The sequence below is a fragment of the Flexivirga oryzae genome (genome assembly GCF_014190805.1).
GTDB lineage: Bacteria > Actinomycetota > Actinomycetes > Actinomycetales > Dermatophilaceae > Flexivirga > Flexivirga oryzae.
The window spans coordinates 630,738-647,192 of record NZ_JACHVQ010000002.1; the positions used below are offsets into that span (position 1 = coordinate 630,738).

17 protein-coding genes and 2 pseudogenes are annotated in these 16,455 nt (G+C 67.9%); 6 read left to right on the plus strand and 13 right to left on the minus strand.

Annotated features, from left to right (window positions below; all coding sequences use genetic code 11):
* Positions 1-28: 28 nt before the first annotated feature.
* From ptsP to FHU39_RS16035, 5 genes are all read right to left on the minus strand, one after another.
* Positions 29-1,717: a phosphoenolpyruvate--protein phosphotransferase gene (ptsP, locus tag FHU39_RS16015; protein ID WP_183321568.1), complete on the minus strand. Its 1,689-nt coding sequence runs from the start codon at positions 1,715-1,717 to the stop codon at positions 29-31.
* A 2-nt stretch (positions 1,718-1,719) separates the two neighbouring features.
* Positions 1,720-1,989, minus strand: a complete 270-nt coding sequence (locus FHU39_RS16020; RefSeq protein ID WP_183321569.1) for an HPr family phosphocarrier protein — start codon at positions 1,987-1,989, stop codon at positions 1,720-1,722.
* Positions 1,990-2,050: 61 nt separating this feature from the next.
* Complete coding sequence (locus tag FHU39_RS25025; RefSeq protein ID WP_183321570.1) at positions 2,051-4,141, minus strand: fructose-specific PTS transporter subunit EIIC; 2,091 nt, start codon at positions 4,139-4,141, stop codon at positions 2,051-2,053.
* 13 nt (positions 4,142-4,154) lie between these two features.
* Positions 4,155-5,153 (minus strand): 1-phosphofructokinase, encoded by a 999-nt coding sequence (gene pfkB / locus FHU39_RS16030; RefSeq protein WP_183321571.1) that lies wholly within the window; start codon positions 5,151-5,153, stop codon positions 4,155-4,157.
* Complete coding sequence (locus tag FHU39_RS16035; protein ID WP_183321572.1) at positions 5,150-5,914, minus strand: DeoR/GlpR family DNA-binding transcription regulator; 765 nt, start codon at positions 5,912-5,914, stop codon at positions 5,150-5,152. Before FHU39_RS16035 ends, pfkB begins: the two co-directional genes overlap by 4 nt.
* A gap of 240 nt (positions 5,915-6,154) precedes the next feature.
* Here FHU39_RS16035 and FHU39_RS16040 point away from each other — a divergent pair.
* A pseudogene (locus FHU39_RS16040) lies at positions 6,155-6,781 on the plus strand (zinc-binding dehydrogenase); the annotation flags it as partial.
* Positions 6,782-6,885: 104 nt separating this feature from the next.
* Here FHU39_RS16040 and FHU39_RS16045 read toward each other — a convergent pair.
* The 3 genes and pseudogenes from FHU39_RS16045 to FHU39_RS16055 form a co-directional block, all read right to left on the minus strand.
* Positions 6,886-7,296, minus strand: a pseudogene (locus tag FHU39_RS16045) (DUF4232 domain-containing protein); the annotation flags it as partial.
* A gap of 436 nt (positions 7,297-7,732) precedes the next feature.
* Entirely contained in the window at positions 7,733-8,770 is a 1,038-nt protein-coding gene (locus FHU39_RS16050) for a helix-turn-helix domain-containing protein (RefSeq protein ID WP_183321573.1), read from the minus strand.
* Positions 8,771-8,871: 101 nt separating this feature from the next.
* The gene (locus FHU39_RS16055) at positions 8,872-9,033 is read right to left on the minus strand and encodes a hypothetical protein (RefSeq protein ID WP_183321574.1); all 162 of its coding nucleotides are present in this window, start codon (positions 9,031-9,033) and stop codon (positions 8,872-8,874) included.
* Positions 9,034-9,403: 370 nt separating this feature from the next.
* Between FHU39_RS16055 and FHU39_RS16060 the strand changes: the two genes are divergently transcribed.
* The 5 genes from FHU39_RS16060 to FHU39_RS16080 all read left to right on the plus strand — a co-directional run bounded on the left by FHU39_RS16060 (position 9,404) and on the right by FHU39_RS16080 (position 12,258).
* The gene (locus tag FHU39_RS16060) at positions 9,404-9,667 is read left to right on the plus strand and encodes an acyl carrier protein (RefSeq protein ID WP_183321575.1); all 264 of its coding nucleotides are present in this window, start codon (positions 9,404-9,406) and stop codon (positions 9,665-9,667) included.
* Positions 9,667-10,563 carry a 4'-phosphopantetheinyl transferase family protein gene (locus FHU39_RS16065; protein ID WP_183321576.1) on the plus strand — a complete coding sequence of 299 codons (897 nt, stop codon included), beginning with the start codon at positions 9,667-9,669 and terminating at the stop codon, positions 10,561-10,563. Before FHU39_RS16060 ends, FHU39_RS16065 begins: the two co-directional genes overlap by 1 nt.
* Positions 10,564-10,719: 156 nt before the next feature.
* Positions 10,720-11,349: an RNA polymerase sigma factor gene (locus FHU39_RS16070; protein WP_183321577.1), complete on the plus strand. Its 630-nt coding sequence runs from the start codon at positions 10,720-10,722 to the stop codon at positions 11,347-11,349.
* 28 nt (positions 11,350-11,377) lie between these two features.
* Positions 11,378-11,824 carry an acyl carrier protein gene (locus FHU39_RS16075; protein ID WP_183321578.1) on the plus strand — a complete coding sequence of 149 codons (447 nt, stop codon included), beginning with the start codon at positions 11,378-11,380 and terminating at the stop codon, positions 11,822-11,824.
* Positions 11,821-12,258, plus strand: coding sequence for a hypothetical protein (locus tag FHU39_RS16080; protein WP_183321579.1), 438 nt, complete (start codon positions 11,821-11,823; stop codon positions 12,256-12,258). Before FHU39_RS16075 ends, FHU39_RS16080 begins: the two co-directional genes overlap by 4 nt.
* A 153-nt stretch (positions 12,259-12,411) precedes the next feature.
* Here the strand turns inward: FHU39_RS16080 and FHU39_RS16085 are convergent, their stop codons facing one another.
* From FHU39_RS16085 to FHU39_RS16105, 5 genes are all read right to left on the minus strand, one after another.
* Positions 12,412-12,636, minus strand: a complete 225-nt coding sequence (locus tag FHU39_RS16085; RefSeq protein ID WP_183321580.1) for a hypothetical protein — start codon at positions 12,634-12,636, stop codon at positions 12,412-12,414.
* A gap of 72 nt (positions 12,637-12,708) precedes the next feature.
* Complete coding sequence (locus FHU39_RS16090) at positions 12,709-13,809, minus strand: ABC transporter permease (RefSeq protein ID WP_183321581.1); 1,101 nt, start codon at positions 13,807-13,809, stop codon at positions 12,709-12,711.
* Positions 13,806-14,909 (minus strand): ABC transporter permease, encoded by a 1,104-nt coding sequence (locus tag FHU39_RS16095; RefSeq protein ID WP_183321582.1) that lies wholly within the window; start codon positions 14,907-14,909, stop codon positions 13,806-13,808. Before FHU39_RS16095 ends, FHU39_RS16090 begins: the two co-directional genes overlap by 4 nt.
* A 30-nt stretch (positions 14,910-14,939) precedes the next feature.
* Entirely contained in the window at positions 14,940-15,857 is a 918-nt protein-coding gene (locus FHU39_RS16100; protein ID WP_183321583.1) for an ABC transporter ATP-binding protein, read from the minus strand.
* 53 nt (positions 15,858-15,910) lie between these two features.
* Positions 15,911-16,414, minus strand: a complete 504-nt coding sequence (locus tag FHU39_RS16105; protein ID WP_183321584.1) for a DUF2505 domain-containing protein — start codon at positions 16,412-16,414, stop codon at positions 15,911-15,913.
* Positions 16,415-16,455: the final 41 nt, after the last annotated feature.

Below are 16,455 nucleotides of genomic sequence, written 5' to 3' on the forward strand. Positions count from 1 at the left end.
GCCACCGCGGTGGGATTTCGGAGGGGACTCAGAGGATCTGGACGACGTCCTGATCGGCGGCGTGTCGGACAGCGGCCCTCGCGTCGGCGGCGGTGCGCGCCTGACGCGCGAGCGCCGCGAGGTGCCGGCACTGCGCGAGTGTATGGCGACCGAGCGCGTAGCGGACCACGGGCACCTTCGACGGTGCCATCGACAAGGACGCCACGCCCAGTCCCACCAGGACCAGCGCGAGCAGCGGATCACCGCCGGCTTCACCACACACCCCAATGGGCTTGCCGGTGTCCTGGCCGCCCTCGCACGCCGCCGCGATGATGTCGAGCACCGCGGGCTGCCACGGGTCCAGCAGGTCAGCCAGGTCGCCCTGCATCCGATCGGCCGCCATCGTGTACTGCGCCAGGTCGTTCGTGCCGAGGCTGGCGAAGTCCACATCGGCCAGCACCTGCCGGGAACGAAGCGCCGCGGCCGGTACCTCGATCATGACACCTGCTTTCGGCAGACCGTGCTCGCGGACACGCCGGGCGAACCACGCCGCCTCCTCCGCCGTCGCGACCATGGGCGCCATGACCTGCACGTCGGCCCTGGTTACCTGGGCGGCGGCGGCCACGGCGGCGAGCTGCGTGTCGAGCAGGTCCGGATGAAGTGCGGACAGACGCAGTCCGCGGCGCCCAAGTGCAGGGTTCTCCTCCGGCCCGAGGTCGGCGAAGGACAACGGTTTGTCGGCGCCGGCGTCGAGCGTGCGCACGACCACTTTGCGGCCACCGAACGGCTCGAAGACCGCCCGATAGATCGACGTCTGCTCCTCGACCGTCGGCGCTGATGTGGCGGACAGGAAGACAAACTCAGTGCGAAACAGCCCGACACCCTCCAGATCCTGTGCGCCGGCGGCGACAGCGTCCTCGACACCACCGATGTTCGCCAGGAGCGCCACGGGGTGGTCGTCGCTGGTCCGCCCCGGTCCGACGGACGATGCCAGTGCGGCGGTCCGCCGCTCGCGCCGCTGCGTCATACCGGTCACGAAGTCGGCGCTCGGGTCGATGCTGACCTGGCCGGTGTCGCCGTCCAGCGCCACCATGGCGTCGGCCGGGATGTCCAGCACACCGCCACAGTGGACGACAGCCGGGATCCCCATCTGGGCCGCCAGGATCGCGGTGTGGCTTGTGCGACCGCCCGCCTCGGTCACGATGCCCGCGACCAGGGCCGGATCGAGGGTCGCGGTCTCCGCCGGTGCCAGGTCGTGGGCCAGGACAATGCTCGGTGCGGCGAGGTCGGGGATGCCCGGCGCGGGCACCCCGAGGACGGCCGCGATGGCGCGTGCCCCGACGTCGCGCAGGTCGGTGACGCGTTCGGCGAAGTATCCACCGAGCGCCTCGAACTGCGCGGCATACTCCTCGATCGCTGCGTCGACCGCGCTCGCCGGGCCGAGGCCGGCGGCGAGCTGTTTACCGGTCGCCTTGTGCAGACCCTTGTCGCGCGCGATCAACGCGGTCGCCTTCAGGATCTGCTGGGCCGTGTCGTCGGACCTGCTGGCGCGTGCCTCCAGGTCGGCGGCCACCTTCTCGTATGCCACCTTTACACGCGCCAGCGCTGCATCCGGATCGGTCGTGGCCGGCTCGTTCCGGGGAGGACGCACTGCCGGTGCCACCTTGACGACCGGGCCGTAGGCGGTGCCTCCGCTGACCCCGATGCCGCGCAACGTCTCCGACGACTCGCCGGCCATGATCACTCCGCGTCGAGGTCGCGCGACAGCAGCGCGACCAGCTTGTCGAGTGCCTCGTCGGCTCCTTCGCCGTCGGCGGTGAGGACGACCTCCTCGCCGTGCTTGGCGCCCAGGGCCATGACACCGAGGATGCTGGTCGCGTCCACTGGGTCCTCACCGGGTCGGGCGATCTCGACGTCGAGCCCGGTGTCACCGGCGGCTTCGACGAAGAGTGCCGCGGGTCGTGCGTGCAGTCCGACGGACGAGGCGATGGTTGCAGTGCGTTGAGCCATGAGAGTTCTCCTTCGAGTGGTTGTCAGAGCGTTTGTCGTTGTCTGGAAAAGGTGCCTGGGGTCAGGCGTTCTCAGCTGCCATGAGCCGTGCGGGGTCGCGCTGCTTGAGCGCGATCACGATGGCGGCGCTGACCAGCACCCCGATCGCGAGCGCGACGACGAACATCGCGAAGTTGCCGATCAACGGCAGCACCCAGATCCCACCGTGCGGTGCCCGCAATGTGGCGCCGAAGAGCATCGTGAGGGCTCCGGTGATCCCCGATCCGACGACCGAGGAGACGATGACACGCCACGGGTCGGCCGCCGCGAACGGGATCGCACCCTCGCTGATGAAGGAGGCGCCCAACAGCCACGCGGCCTTGCCGTTCTCCCGCTCCGGTTCACTGAACAGGGCCGGGCGCACCGCGGTCGCCAAAGCCATCGCGAGCGGAGCGACCATGCCGGCCGCCATGACCGCTGCCATGATCTTCAGCTGCGGCGCGTTGGTCGCCGTCCCGGCCGCAGCCAGTCCGGTCGTCGCGAACGTGTAGGCGACCTTGTTGACCGGACCACCGAGGTCGAAGCCCATCATGACGCCCAGGACCAGGCCGAGCACGATCGCGCTGGTGCCGTTCATGGAGTTGAGTGCATGCGCCAGCCCGTCGGACAAGCCCTTGATCGGGCGGCCGAGGACGGTGATGAACAGCCCGATGGTGATCAGTGTCGAGACCAGAGGTATGACGACAACCGGCATCACGCCGCGCACACCCTTGGGGACCCGCCAACTTGCGACCCATTTGGCGAGGAAGCCGGCCAGGAAGCCGGTCACGATGCCGCCGAGGAAGCCGGCGTGCATGGTTGCCGCGACCGCACCACCGACGATGCCGGGCACCAGTCCCGGCCGATCGGCGATCGCGTAGGCGATGAAACCGGACAGGATCGGCACCAGGAAGCCGAACGCGGCGGACCCGATGAGAAAGAACAGCGCCGCCCAGTTCATTCCGCTGGTCGGGTCGAAACTGTTCTGCAGGATCGCCACGCCCTTGGCAGTCGAACTGGGGTCGAGTGTGAAGTGGGTCGTGACGTCGATCGCGCCGGTCTTGCCGCCGGCGAACTGGGCGATCATGAAGCCGATCGCGATCAGGATGCCGCCCGCCGCGACGAACGGGATCATGTAGGACACACCGGTCATCAGCCACTGGCGGATGCGGGTTCCGACACCGCCCTGGTCGTCGACCTTGGTCGCCATACCTGCTCCGCCTCCTGCGGTGGCGGCAGCGGCCTGCGCCCTGCTCGGGTCGGCCTTCCACTCGGCGGCGAGGCGCTCGGCCTCCTTGATGAGGGCCGGACCGTCGCTGATCGCCTTCTTGACCCCGACATCGATCGTCGGCTTGCCATGGAAGCGGACCTTGTCCCGGACCTCCACGTCATGGGCGAAGATCACTGCGTCAGCCTCGGCGATCTCCTGCGGGCTGACGGGATTGGCGCCCGCGGAGCCCTGGGTCTCGACCTTCATGGAGTGGCCGGCCTCCTGGGCGGCCCGCTCCAGTGCTTCCGCCGCCATGTAGGTGTGCGCGATGCCGGTGGGGCAGGAGGTCACGCCGACGAGCTTCAGCTTCCTGTCCGCCGGCGCTCCCGCGGCGTGCACCGGCTCGGCCGAGTCGGTCGCCGGGCCGGTCGCAGGTGCCGCGGCGGCGGGTACTGCGGCGGCGGGTGCTGCAGGCTCATCGAGCCGAACGTGCCCGTTGACGATGCCGACAACCTCCTCGCTCGTTGTCGCAGACTCCAGTTGCGCCCGGAAGTCCTTGTTCATCAGCGCTTTTGCAAGCTTGGGAAGCATCTGCATGTGCGCTTCACCGCCGCCTTCCGGCGCCGCGATCAGGAAGATCAGGTGCGCCGGCCCGTCCTTGGCGCCCCAGTCGACGCCGTCGCTCGAGCGTCCGAAGACGAGCGACGGCTCGGTGATCGCGGCACTGCGGGCGTGCGGTATGCCGATGCCGCCCGGTAGCCCGGTCGCCATCTTCGACTCGCGTTCGCGCACATCGGCGAGGAACACCTCGACGTCCGTGCAGCGCCCGCTCTCGGAGAGCGTTCGGGCGAGCGTTTCAGTCGCCTCATGGCGGTCCGCGCCAGTCAGGTCGAGAACGACCTGATCCGTGGTGATGAGAGACACGGTGATCGGATCCTTACGGTGTGGTGGGTGTGGGAGTGTGGGCCTGCTCGCCGGTCAGGCGGATCGGCATGGACAGGTCCGGTTCGGTGGAGGTCCTGACGGTGACCTCGGCAATGTCTGCCGGGCCGGGAACCCTGCTGCCGGGCAATGCGACGGCCGCCGCACCCCAGGCGACGCCCCGGGCCAGCGAGGCCCCGAGGCCTTCCCCGGCATCCAGCCCGAAAAGGACACCGGCGAGGAGACAGTCACCTGCGCCGACCGTGCTGAGCGGGCGCTCGACGGTGGCGTTCGCCCACAGCGGGTCGGACTCGGCGCTGGTCGCATCGACCGCAACCGCGCCATCCGCCCCAAGGCTGACCACGACCACTTCGATTCCGTCATCGACAAGGTCGCGGGCGGCGTCGACGACGTCGCCGAGAGTGGGGAGTGGACGCCCCACCAGCTCGGCGAGTTCATCGTGGTTGGGCTTGATGAGGGACGGTTTGGCCGCGACGGCGGCGTTGAACGGCATGCCCGACGAGTCGATCGCGACACGGGCGCCGAGGTTGCGAGCGCGAGCGACGAGGTCGGCATACAAATCGCTGGGCACCCCGGGTGGCAGGCTGCCGCATCCCACGACCCAGTTGCCGGGCTGCGCGGCATCCAAGGTTGCCGCGAGCAGTGCATCGGCCTCCTCGCCGGTGAGTTCCGGTCCCGCCTCGTTGAGCTTGGTGGTGGTTCCGTCAGGGGTAACGGCGGCGACGTTCATCCGGCCGGCCCCGGCGATGGGCACCTCGCACCGAGGGACGCCCGCGAGCTCGAGCAGCTCGGCGAGCAGCCGACCCTCGGGACCACCAACGGGCAACACTGCCCGGGTGTCCGCACCGTGCGCGATCAGCGCACGGGAGACGTTGATCCCCTTGCCACCCGGGTCGATTCGACTGGAAGTGGCGCGCTGGACCTCGCCGATGCGGATGCTGTCGAACGCGATCGTCCGGTCCACGCTGGGGTTGGGGGTGAGCGTTACGATCATGCGCGCGTCACCTCGGGGCCCAGAGCCTCGACTGCTGCAGCAATGGTTCGATCGAGCGAACTGTCGGTGATGATCCGATCCAGCTGCGACAGGTCGGCGAAGGTGTGGAAATGGTCGACACCGAACTTGGAGGCGTCGGCGACGGCCACCACCCGGCGCGCACAGTGGACCATCGCGCGCTTGACGGTCCCCTCGGCCTGGTCGGGCGTGGTCAACCCGTGCTCGGGTGACACACCGTTCGTGCCGATGAAGGCGACGTCGACGGTGATACCTCCCAGCGCACGCCCGGCCCACTCCCCGACCATCGCGCCGGTCCGGTTGCGGACCCGGCCACCGATCACGAACAGCGTGAGCTTGTCGTGCGCCGCCAGCTGGTCTCCCGTCTGAACGGAGTTCGTGACGACGGTGAGCTCGCGGTCCGTGGGCAGCAGTTCGGCGATGGCACCGGTCGTGGACCCCGCGTCCAGCAGGATGGTGGCGCCGTCCTCGATCTCGTCCAGCGCGCGTGCCGCGATCCGCTTCTTCTCAGCTGTGAGCCGGGTCGACCGGGCCGCCAGGGTCGGCTCGTCACCCAGCCGTTCGACTGGTATGGCGCCTCCGTGCACGCGCCGCAGGGCACCCCGCTTCTCCAGGGTGGTGAGGTCGCGACGCACCGTCTCCGGCGTGACGTCGAGCTCGGTTGCGACTGTATTGACCTCGACCCGGCCATGGCGCCGCGCCTCGTCCAGGATGCGCTGTTGCCGCTCCGCTGCGTAGAGCATGTGTGCTCGCCTCCAACCGGGTGATGTGAACCTGGCCACAAGCATGGCAACACAAATACAGACATGTCAACAGATACACAGATTTGTTTATGTCTGTTTCTCGGTGCGAGGAACCCCCCGCACGAAGTAGGTCGCGCCGGCCGACTCAGTCGCCAGTATTCTCCGAGCCGGGGAGGATCGGGCCAACCGTGAGATAGGACCGGCTCTGCGGCGGCTTGCAGGTGACGGCCGGCAGCGGTAGGGCAGCCCGACGAGGACCTGATCCCTTCACTGCTGGCCGCATCCGACGTGCTCGGCACGGGTTGGTTCGGAGCAGTCGCCGCCGAGACCGGGCCCGGCAAGACCGTCGCCGTCGTCGGCGATGGCGCCGTCGGACTGCTCGCAATTCTCTCCGCCAAGCAACTCGGCCCCCAGCGGATCATCGCGATGTCCCGCCACGAGCCACGCCAGCGGCTCGCGCTCGAATTCGGCGCGACCGACATGTTCGCCGAGCGCGGCGAGGAGGGTGTGGCACGCGTCAAGGAGCTCACCGCCGGCCTCGGCGCACATTCCGTCGTCGAAGCTGTCGGCACCCAGGAAGCCATGGCACAGGCCATCCGCTCTACCCGACCCGGTGGACATGTCGGCTTCGTCGGGGTCTCCCACGGTGTGCAGCTCCTCGGCGAAGAACTCTTCTACTCGGCGGTGCACCTGCACGGTGGCCCGGCTCCGGTCCGCCGTTTCCTCCCTGACCTCATCGACCGGATCTGGAAGCGGGAGATCGATCCGGGAAAGGTCTTCGACCTCGTCCTGCCGCTGTCCGAGGTCGCCGAGGGCTACCGCGCCATGGACGAGCGCCGCGCCATCAAAACACTGCTGCGTCCCTGACTCATCCCGTCATTGATTCTCGGACGTTGAAGGTCGCTCAACGGTCCGTAGAAGGTGCGGTATGGCGCACTTTGTGCAGACCACACGCGTCGGGTGCCGCCGCGTCATACCCCGCTGTTGTTCGGACCGGGCAGGATCGGGCCGACCTTGAGGTAGGAGCGGCTCTGCGGCGGCTTGCAGGTGAACTCGGGCAGCGGGAGGTATGCCGACCGGTACGAGTCCGGCGGGTAGACCCGCAGCCCGCGCACCGCCACCTGCTGGCAGTCGCTCTTGCGCGGCGCGCTGGACAGGAACGGCCCGGCGGAGGCGGTCGCGTTCGGGATCAACACCACCGGCTGGTGCCCGACGATCCGGTCCGCCGCGCGGCCGACCTGGTGACCGTCGTCGCCGGCGACATACGAAACACCCGGCGCGCCGGTGAGCTTGCAGACCGTGTTGCTGATGTTGGTGAACCGCAGCGGCCGGTGCGAGCCCTGCATGTCGAAATCGCCGGCGCCGAGAGACAGCTTCAGCTGGTCGACCGTGCAGCGCGGGACCCGGTTTGTCGCCCGGCGACGAGGTGGTCGGTTGTTGGGTGGTCTGCGGCGCGGAAGCGTGGCTCGTGCTTCCCGTCCCCGTCACGGATGCCGCCGCCGGCGAGCTGTCTGTTGTGCTGGAGGTCTGCAGGCTCTGCACCTCACTGGTCGTTCCCGCATCCACACCTGTCGAGGACCCGGCCGGTGACTGCACGGCTCCGGAGCCGCCACTCGGCCCGCAGCCGGCGAGGAGAAACACCGCACCGACACCTGCGGCGGTCAGAGCAGTGCGTGCTGATGTGCGAATCATCGTGATCGTCCCCTGCTCACGGTCGATCTCTGGCCGACCGACCTCTCCTGGTAGGACGCGCAGGTGGCAGGCCAGGTTGGCTCAGCGGTGTCAGCGCTGGTCGAGCAGGGGTGCGTCCTCCGGATTTCAAACGGGTGGTGCGGCGCCCGGGTCCTCGTAGTCAGAGGACAGCAGACCCCGTCGAACCGCCGCGATCCCGAGTTGGAAGCGCGTGTCGACGCCCAGGCTCTCGAAGAGCTGCGAGAGATGGCGCCGCAGTGTCCTCGACGAGATGCCGAGCCGGCGGGCGATCGCCTCGTCGGTCCTGCCCTCGGCAAGTTCGTGCAGGATCGCCGTCTGTATCTCGAACGGGACGTAGTCGTCGCCCTCGTCGGTCGTATCGCTGAAGTCCTGCCCGCGCTCCCACAGGAACTCGAAGATCAGATGCAGATAGTCGACGACCGCCTGGTCGCGAACCAGCGCTGCGCTCGCACCCATCGTCGGTGCCGGAATCAGCGCGAACGAACGGTCGATGAGCACCATCCGGGCGGGAATGATCGACGCCGTGCGGATCTCGGCCCCCATCTCCGCCATCGACTTGAGGTATTGCAGCGAGTGGTGATAGCGCCGGGCGGTGTGCGTGTACAAGTCGCGGAAGACGATCCCACGCCGAAGCATCTCGCCGTCCTCCTCGACCGCGGACTTGAGCACCTCCGGAGTGGCCATGGTGGGGTGGGCCGAATAGATGCACTGTCGAACGCCGTCTCGGATCTCCCCCATCCGGTCGCGAACCTCACCACCGTCGGTGAGCAACTCCGAGGACGCCAGGACCTCACTCACGCGGGTCGCGTCGCGGTACAGGGGCGCGAGTTCGCGCAACTCCGCCCGCAGGTCTGCGCAGTCGCGCAACTCCTGGTGAACCCTCGCCTCACGTGGCCCGAGCACTTCCTCCGCGGCCTCGCTCGGGCTCAACGCCTCGAACCTGTCCTCCCCGCTCCGATGCACCAGGTGGAGCCGGACCAGCACGTTCAGGGCCTCGTCGATGTCCGTGTCGGCCAGCGTCGCGGCCGCCTTGGTGAGGTCCCCGACGTGTTCGATCAGCGACGCATACAACGCACGGGCACCGGGCCCCAACCCATCTGGATCGGAGTCCGGTGCCGTCGAGTCGTCTGAGCGACATCCCATCGTCACGCCTCCCGCGGCGACTATACAAGCGATGGGCGACCCGGCGTGCCCAGTTCGGAAAATCCACCAGGCCCGCACGAGTTCAATTGCCTACCAACGGATCACGGCCACCACAGCCCGTCCGCCTGGAAGGTCGCACCACCGTTGTCGGTCGTCACGGTGCTCGCGGGTGCTCCGTCGGCCTGGTGCGAGACTGCGTGCCCGCCACCTCCGAGACCGATCAAGACAGTCGACATGACGACGGCGAGTGCGAACTTCTTCATCAGTGAACCCTCCAGAGATAGAACTTGAGAAACGTTGTCGTCTACGCGTTTTCGTCCAACACCCCCGCTTCGGCGACAACCACAGCAAACGCTCGCCGGGTAAGTCGCCGCAATAGATTCGGGCTGTCCTACGTCGGCCAGTACGTGACCGCATCGGGACATCCGGCCCGTCGACCGATCTTGCTCAACCGTCCGGTAAGTTACTGAAATCCCTTTATCTGCAACATTTTTCATCGCCCACTTGTTGCCCCGGGTGGCTCACACCGTGTCCGGTGCCAGATGGGGGCACCGTCCGGTTCACCGGGCCCGGGAACTCTTGCTAGCTGAATGAGCGGCACTCGGAAGCCGTTCCGCAAGGTGAAGAGGCACCATGACCGTCACGACCACAACATCGGGCAAGCGCTCCACCCAAGACGTGAGCAACTGGCTGGTCGGCTGGATCCACCGGCACCTCGGCATCCCCGCCGAGTCCTTCGGGATCGCGTGCGACCTACGAGACCTCGCGATGGACTCCACCGAGTCGCTGCTCCTGTTGGAGGACATTCGCTCCGAGTTCGGCGTCCGGCTGCGCCCGATAGCGCTGGTCAACTCCTCGGTGTGGCGGCTCGCCGGGCTTGTCGCCGAGCGCCCATAATGACAACCACCGAACTGCTACCGGCGCAGTCGGTGGCCACCCGAATACACCCGGTCCCGGGTGGGTGTGACTTGTGGCTGCTCGCCGAGTCCGACGTCGACGAGGTCGCCGCACGCCTCGACGCGTCGTCAGCGCTGTCACCCCTGGAGACCGAGCGGCTGCAACGGTTGCTACGCCCGGATTCGCGTCGGCGGCATCTGGGCGCAAGGGTGCTCGCTCGCTGGGCCGTGGGTCGCTATCTCGGACAGCGTCCGCGCGACGTCCGATTCGCCGTCGGCGAGTACGGCCGACCGTTGTTGATCGACGGAGGCCACCTGGACTTCAACCTGACACACACCGACGGCCTCATCGCGTGTGCGGTGACCACCGGCGCGACCGTCGGTTTGGACGTCGAGACCTTTCCGGCTCGCGCGGAGGCCGGTCGGTTGATCACACGGGTGCTCACCGCTCGGGAGCTCGAGCACATCGAGTGCACGAACCAACGAGGTGTCCGGGAGGCCCTCGCCGAGCACTGGGTCCTGAAGGAGGCCTACACCAAGGCTCTCGGCCTGGGACTGCATCACGCATTCGACTCGTTCGACATTCGCGACCTCAAGGGACGGCCCCGCGTGCACGACCCGAAGACCGCTGCGATGCCCCTGCCCGACTGGTCGTTGCACCTCCTGCACCTCGGGCGGGCCTACGTGATGGGACTGGCCCGGTCCGATCGGCGCCACGGAACGGTGCTGCCTCTTCGGCTGTTCGACGCCGCCGGGACCCTCGCGGGGGTGGAGACGGCAACGGCGGCCCTCGTCCCCCGCGCTGTCGCCGGTGTCGCGGTGGCCCGGGTGTCCGTCTCGGGACAGGCCGTAGTGAGCCACCTGCAAACCCTTGAGGCACCCGCGCACCCCGATTAGACATGACTCACCGGGTCACCCGACCCGGACGCTCGAGGCCTCGAGCTCCTTCCCCGCCTGTGGGTCGACGAAGGACCGGACGCGGTTCCGGCCCACCGGCGGACTTTTCGACCGACCGCTTCGTGCGGGGGGACCGCATCACCGAAGGAGTTCACCATGCCTGCTCTGACCCGTCTCGGAAACAAGCCGCCCGACGTCTCGCCCGGAGATCTGGTCGCGGGTTGTGCCGCCGGCGAACAAGCCTGCTGGGACGAGTTGATGAGACGCTACGGGCGGCTGGTCTACGGCGTCGCCCGCCGTTACCGGCTGACCTCGGCCGAATGTGACGACGTCGCGCAAGCCACCTGGCTCCGGCTGGTCCAGCGGATCACGACCCTGCGCAACCCCGACAGCGTCGGCGATTGGTTGGCAACGGTCGCCCGCAACGAATCCCTCCGGGTCATCACCCGCGAGCGCCGCGCGATCCCCATGGCGGAGCCGATCGAAGCGATGGCCGTCGCCACCACCGGCGACCCGGAACGGGCGGCACTGGTCCGCAGCGAACTGGCCGTGCTTCGGGTCGCGATGGAACAACTGAGCTCGCGCGACCAGCACCTCCTGCGCCTGGTCCTGCGCGACCCGGCTCCGACATACCAGCAGATCAGCGACGAAACGGGCATACCGGTCGCGTCGATCGGACCCACGCGCACGCGTTGCCTGCGCAAGCTGCGCGCGGCGATGTCCGAACTCGGCGTCGAGCGTCCGTCGGCATGTCCGGTTCAGGCCACGGCGGGATCTTCTACATAGACCTGTCCCGTCGCCCAGGAGGAAATCGGTGCCCGGATCAAACTCGTCATACCAACGGCGCCCCACCACGGCGGCGGATGTCTTCCCGATCGTGCGCACCTGTATGGCGCAGGCACTCGACGTGCCCGAAGTACTGATCGAACCGACGACCGCGTTCTTCGACGAGCTCGCGGCCACCTCCTTCGACGTGGTCGACCTGCTTCACCGACTCGACGAGGCGACCGGAGCGATCGGCGACACGCACGACCTGCGGACCCTGATCCGGGGCGATCTCGCCCCGGATCAGTTCGCGGATGCATCCGGGAGGCTGACCGAACGCGGCCGCGCCCAGGTCGTCGAGCTGCTGCCGCACCGACGCGCGGTGACACGGCAGCCACAGACGCCCGAGGACGCCGTCTCGTCGCTGACCGCCTGGGCGATCGCCATGATCGTCGGCCGGCGAGTCACCGCCCAGGAACAGGCGGCACACCGATGAACGCCTCCTTCGCCGACACCGTCAGGGTGAGAACGGCCGTCGTCGGACAGCCGCACGACGTGTGCGACACCGTGCGCGAACTGACCCTGCAGGCACTGGAGCCCACCGAAGCACTGTGGCGGCCGGACCTGGTCGAGGTCGTCGAGGTCGCCGGCGAGATCTGCGTCGAACTTCGCGGGCCGCTGGGCGTCTTCGCCCGGGCGCACGGTTGCCGGACCGTCGGCGCGCACAGCCGCCGGCACCTCGACCGGCAGCTCGCGACGGTTGTGCTGGTCCGACACGCGGACGGCGCATCGGCTGAAGCGGCCGCCGCCGACGGCGCGGATGCCGGTCTCATCGCTGGTGGTCCCGCGACGACATCGAGCACCGCGCGCAATCATCTGGCGGAGCTCGTCCACTCGGTGATCTCCACCTCGGACGCCGCGGCGGCCTGAACCGCACAGCCAAACCGCAGATCCGCTCCTGCTGCACGCAGGGGCGGATCTCCTTTCTGTGCCCGCCCGGGGTCGGTGCGGCACATCGACAACGACACCACCCTCCGGCGGCAGAAGCCCTCCGGAGGGTGGTGGTCGATCGGTGGTGGCCCGTCAGCCGGCCGCGAGGTGACGCAGTCGCAGTCGCGAGGCCAGCACGACGACCGCCAGGCCCACGATCCCCATGACGATGCCGGATGTCGGCTGGTCGTGACCCATCCAGGTCGTGAGAACGGTGTCCATGTTCAGCTGGGTCCGCAGGTATGCCGACCCGAAGCCGAGCACGGCGAGCGTCCAGCCCACGGCGCGGACGAGGTGGTACTGCACGTGATGTGACATGGGGAGATCCCTTCGTTGATGGCTCGATCGGTTGATGAACGGCCGCGCGATGGTCGGGGCGGCCTGCTCTCTTCAGAGCTTTTCGGTCGACACCCTGCTGAGCGTGACCAGTGCGACGGCGCCGGCGGCCGCAAGCAGCAGCAGCGGCCGCGCCACGGACCAGGCACCGGGTGTGAAACCGCTGAACAATGCGCCGTTCAGCTGCGTGACCCACGTCGTGGGCAGCACCTGCGCGACCGCCTGCATCCAGTCCGGCATGATGCTGAGCGGCCACAGCGCGCCGCCCAGCATCGCCATCGGCAGGGTCACCGCCGTGACGAGCAGCCGGGCGACCGACTCCTTGGTGGTCCGGGTGACCAGCAACAGCCCGAAGGCTATGGCGAACACGTTGAACAGGACGAACGCCCCCACAAGTGCCGCCAGCCGTCCGGTGCTGAGACCCAGCGGAACATGGAAGATCCATCGCATGCCGGCCACCATGACGAGGAACTCACCCACCGCCAGCAGCGCGAACAACGAGACGAGCTGGGCGACATACCCCAGGCGGCTGCTGGACGCGATGAGGATCCGTTGGGTCGTGGTGAATGTCTTGTCCTTCACGAACATCAGGATGTTGGACATGGTCAGCAGCAACATGACGAAGACGATCATGTTGAACGAGGACACCAGGACGGTGGCGTTGTCGTTGCCGATCACCGATGCCTCGGCACGCATCGCCGGTGCGGTGTGCGCGAAGGTTCGCAGCGAGTTGCGCAGCTGCGCCGCTGAGTCGCTGTTGTCGGCCAAATAGCCCAGGGTCGACGCGATCGAATTGAGCCGGGTGGCCAACAGCACGTTGTTGGCGCTGACCTGGCCGTAGCTGACCTTCGCGCGGAGCGCCGCCGCATCACCGGCGGCCGCCTCGAGGCTGCCGTCGATGGCAAGCATGGCGTCGTCTGTCGAACCGCGGTCGGCACGCGACACCACCGAGTAGTCGATGTCTGCCGACTTCAACTCCGTGGTGACGAAGCCTCGCAACACCGGATCCGTGACCGAGACGGCGACCGATGGGTTGGTCCCGTTGTGGTACTGCAGCACGACGCCCTGCACCAGCACCAACGGCATGACGATCGCCACGAGCAGCACGAACGGTCGCTTCAGCACCCGCCGCGCATAAAGGGCCAGAACACTCATCGGACCGCTCCCTTCTGACCGATCATCACGGCCGACGCCGTCAGCGCCGCGACGGCGACAGCCGCACTCACCAGCAGCGGCGTCCACTGCGTCGCATATCCGGAGATCTCCCGGAAGAAGGCGGATTGGAAGACCGAGTTGACCGCCAGGTTGCTCAGCGCGCCGAAGTCGAGCTTGACGAACCCGCCGCCGACGAAGGTCATCACCGGGATGAGCAACGACACCACCGGATCGAGCCACGGGCGGCTGCGCCCGAGAACGCCCAGCAACAGGCCGATGCTGTTGAACAGGACCGCGCTCACGACGATGATCGCGGCCAGCACCCACGGCCTCGACCCGAGGTCGGCGCCGAATGCGAGCGTTGCGGTGACCACGATGACCGTTGCCTGCAGGATGGAGCACAGGGTTCCCGCCACGACCTCCGCGCTCATCAGCCGGAACACCCCCGTGGGGCTGGCGAGGTACCTGTCGCCCAGCGGCCCGTCATACTCGTCCTTGACGAAGTTCATCGTGTTGCCCAGACCGTAGAGCAGGATCAGCACCAGCATGGTGACCGTGTAGTAGGTGATCCCGGACACTCCCGCCGATGGGTCCTTCGCGGTCGACACCGGTTGTGAGATGTAGTCGGCCGTCTTGTATGCCGCGGTCGACCCGCCGGCCGCGACCACCGCCGTCGCCCGCTGCGCATCGGTGATCGAGGACACCGCGGCTCGCGCCGCGTTCAACTGGTCGATGCGGGAGTCCACGGCGGTGAGCTCGACGATCGGTGGCGAGGCGGCCCGGGCAGCGCTGCCGAAGTCGGCCGGGATGGTCGCGACGACGTCGACCGAGCCGTCCGCCAGCTGGTCGGCGGCCGCGGCCGCCGACGCCGGGGCCACGGTGAACGCGTTGGTCGCCGAAAGCTGCGACACCAGCGCCGTCGACGCCGCAGTGTGGGACAGGTCGACGACCGCGAGTGACGTGCGCGAGCCGACGGTGTCCGAAGAGGCGCTGTGCTGCGTGAAGGTCGACGCCAGCGCGTTGCCCAGGATCACGATCAACAGCAGCGGCAGCACCAGCAGGTTGAGCAACACGGACTTGTTGGTCAACTTCCGCCGCATGGACGAGACGATGATGGTCAGCACGCCGCGTCAGTCCCGAAGAGCCTTGCGAGTGAGCCGGAAGAACACCTGCTCCAGGTTCGGAGGTATGTAGGTGAACCGCTGCACCTTGTCGTCCAACCGATCGGCGAGTACGCCCATGTCGTCCAGGTGCCCGTCCGGCATCGCGACGCTCACCGTCCTGTCCGTGCGTTCCAGCACCTGCAGTCCGGTCAGGTCGTCGCCGTGCAGGGATGCGCCCTGGGTGAGTTCGAGGTTGACGATCGCCTCAGGTGCGTAGTCCGACAACAACTCCTCGAGGGTGCCACCGCACAGGTACGTGCCGTCATCGATGATGCCGAGCGACGAGCACAGCCGCTCGACCTCCTCCATGTAGTGCGAGATGTAGATGATGGTGGTGCCGGAGTCCCGCAGCTCCTCGATGGCCTCCAGGATGCGGTTGCGCGACTGCGGGTCGACACCCACGGTCGGCTCGTCCATGATCACCACGTCGGGCTCGTGCACGATGCCGCAGGCGATGTTCAGCCGTCGTTTCATACCACCGGAGTAGGACCCGGGCTGCTTCTTGCGTTCCGCCCACAGGCCGACGAAGTCGAGTGCGGCGCGTGTCCGTGCCTTGATCTGGCCGGACGACAAACCGTTCAGCCGGCCGAAGAAGCGAACGTTGTCCTCCGCCGACAGGTCGTACAACAGGGCCAGGTCCTGAGGGACGTAGCCGATCCGGCGTCGTGCCCGGGTCGTCAGCTCCTCCCCGAACCACCGCACGGTCCCGCCACCCGGCTTGTTCAGCCCCAGGAGGATCTTCACCAGGGTCGACTTGCCGGCACCGTTCGGGCCGAGCAGGCCGAAGATCTGACCCTGATCGATGGAGAAGGTGATGTCGTCAAGAACCTGGTGTTTCCGGTCGTAACCGAACGACACGTTGGTGCACTCGAGCGCTGTGGCCATGCCCGGTCCTTTAGGTGCTAGGTGAAACTGCTGTCAGTGAGAAGATCCCTGGCTCAGCCGATCCGGACAGCGGCAGCCGACATCTCCTGCGCCTCCTGGGCACACGCACTGTCCAGACTCGCCAACAGAAACGCTTCGATCTTGCGGCCCAGCAACGGGATGCCCGCGGATGCGGTCGCCTCCACCACCCATTCCGAACCGGTCGCGGTCGGGCTGACCCGGTAGGTTCCGCGCAGCGACGTGGAGTTCGAGGTGGACTCCACGGTGAACTTGCCGCTCAGCCCATCACCGTCCACGACCCAGTCCTCGGTGCGCACGTTCTCGGGGCCATGATCGGGGAACCGTCCCTGCATCCAGCCCGGTAGTTCGTCCTTACGGGTGAAATAGCGCGCGGTGATCCGAGTCCGCCCGTGACCGGTCGAATGGCTGACCAGCACCGGATCCTCGCGCCGCGCCGCCGCAAGGCGCGCGACCGCGAACTCCGGTGCTGCGAGTGCCGTCGCGAGGTCCGCGGGGCTGATGTCGAGGGTGTATGTCGTGCGGGCCGAACGGGTCATGATGTCTCCTGGTCGATGGTGGGTACGCGTGGCCACGGTGG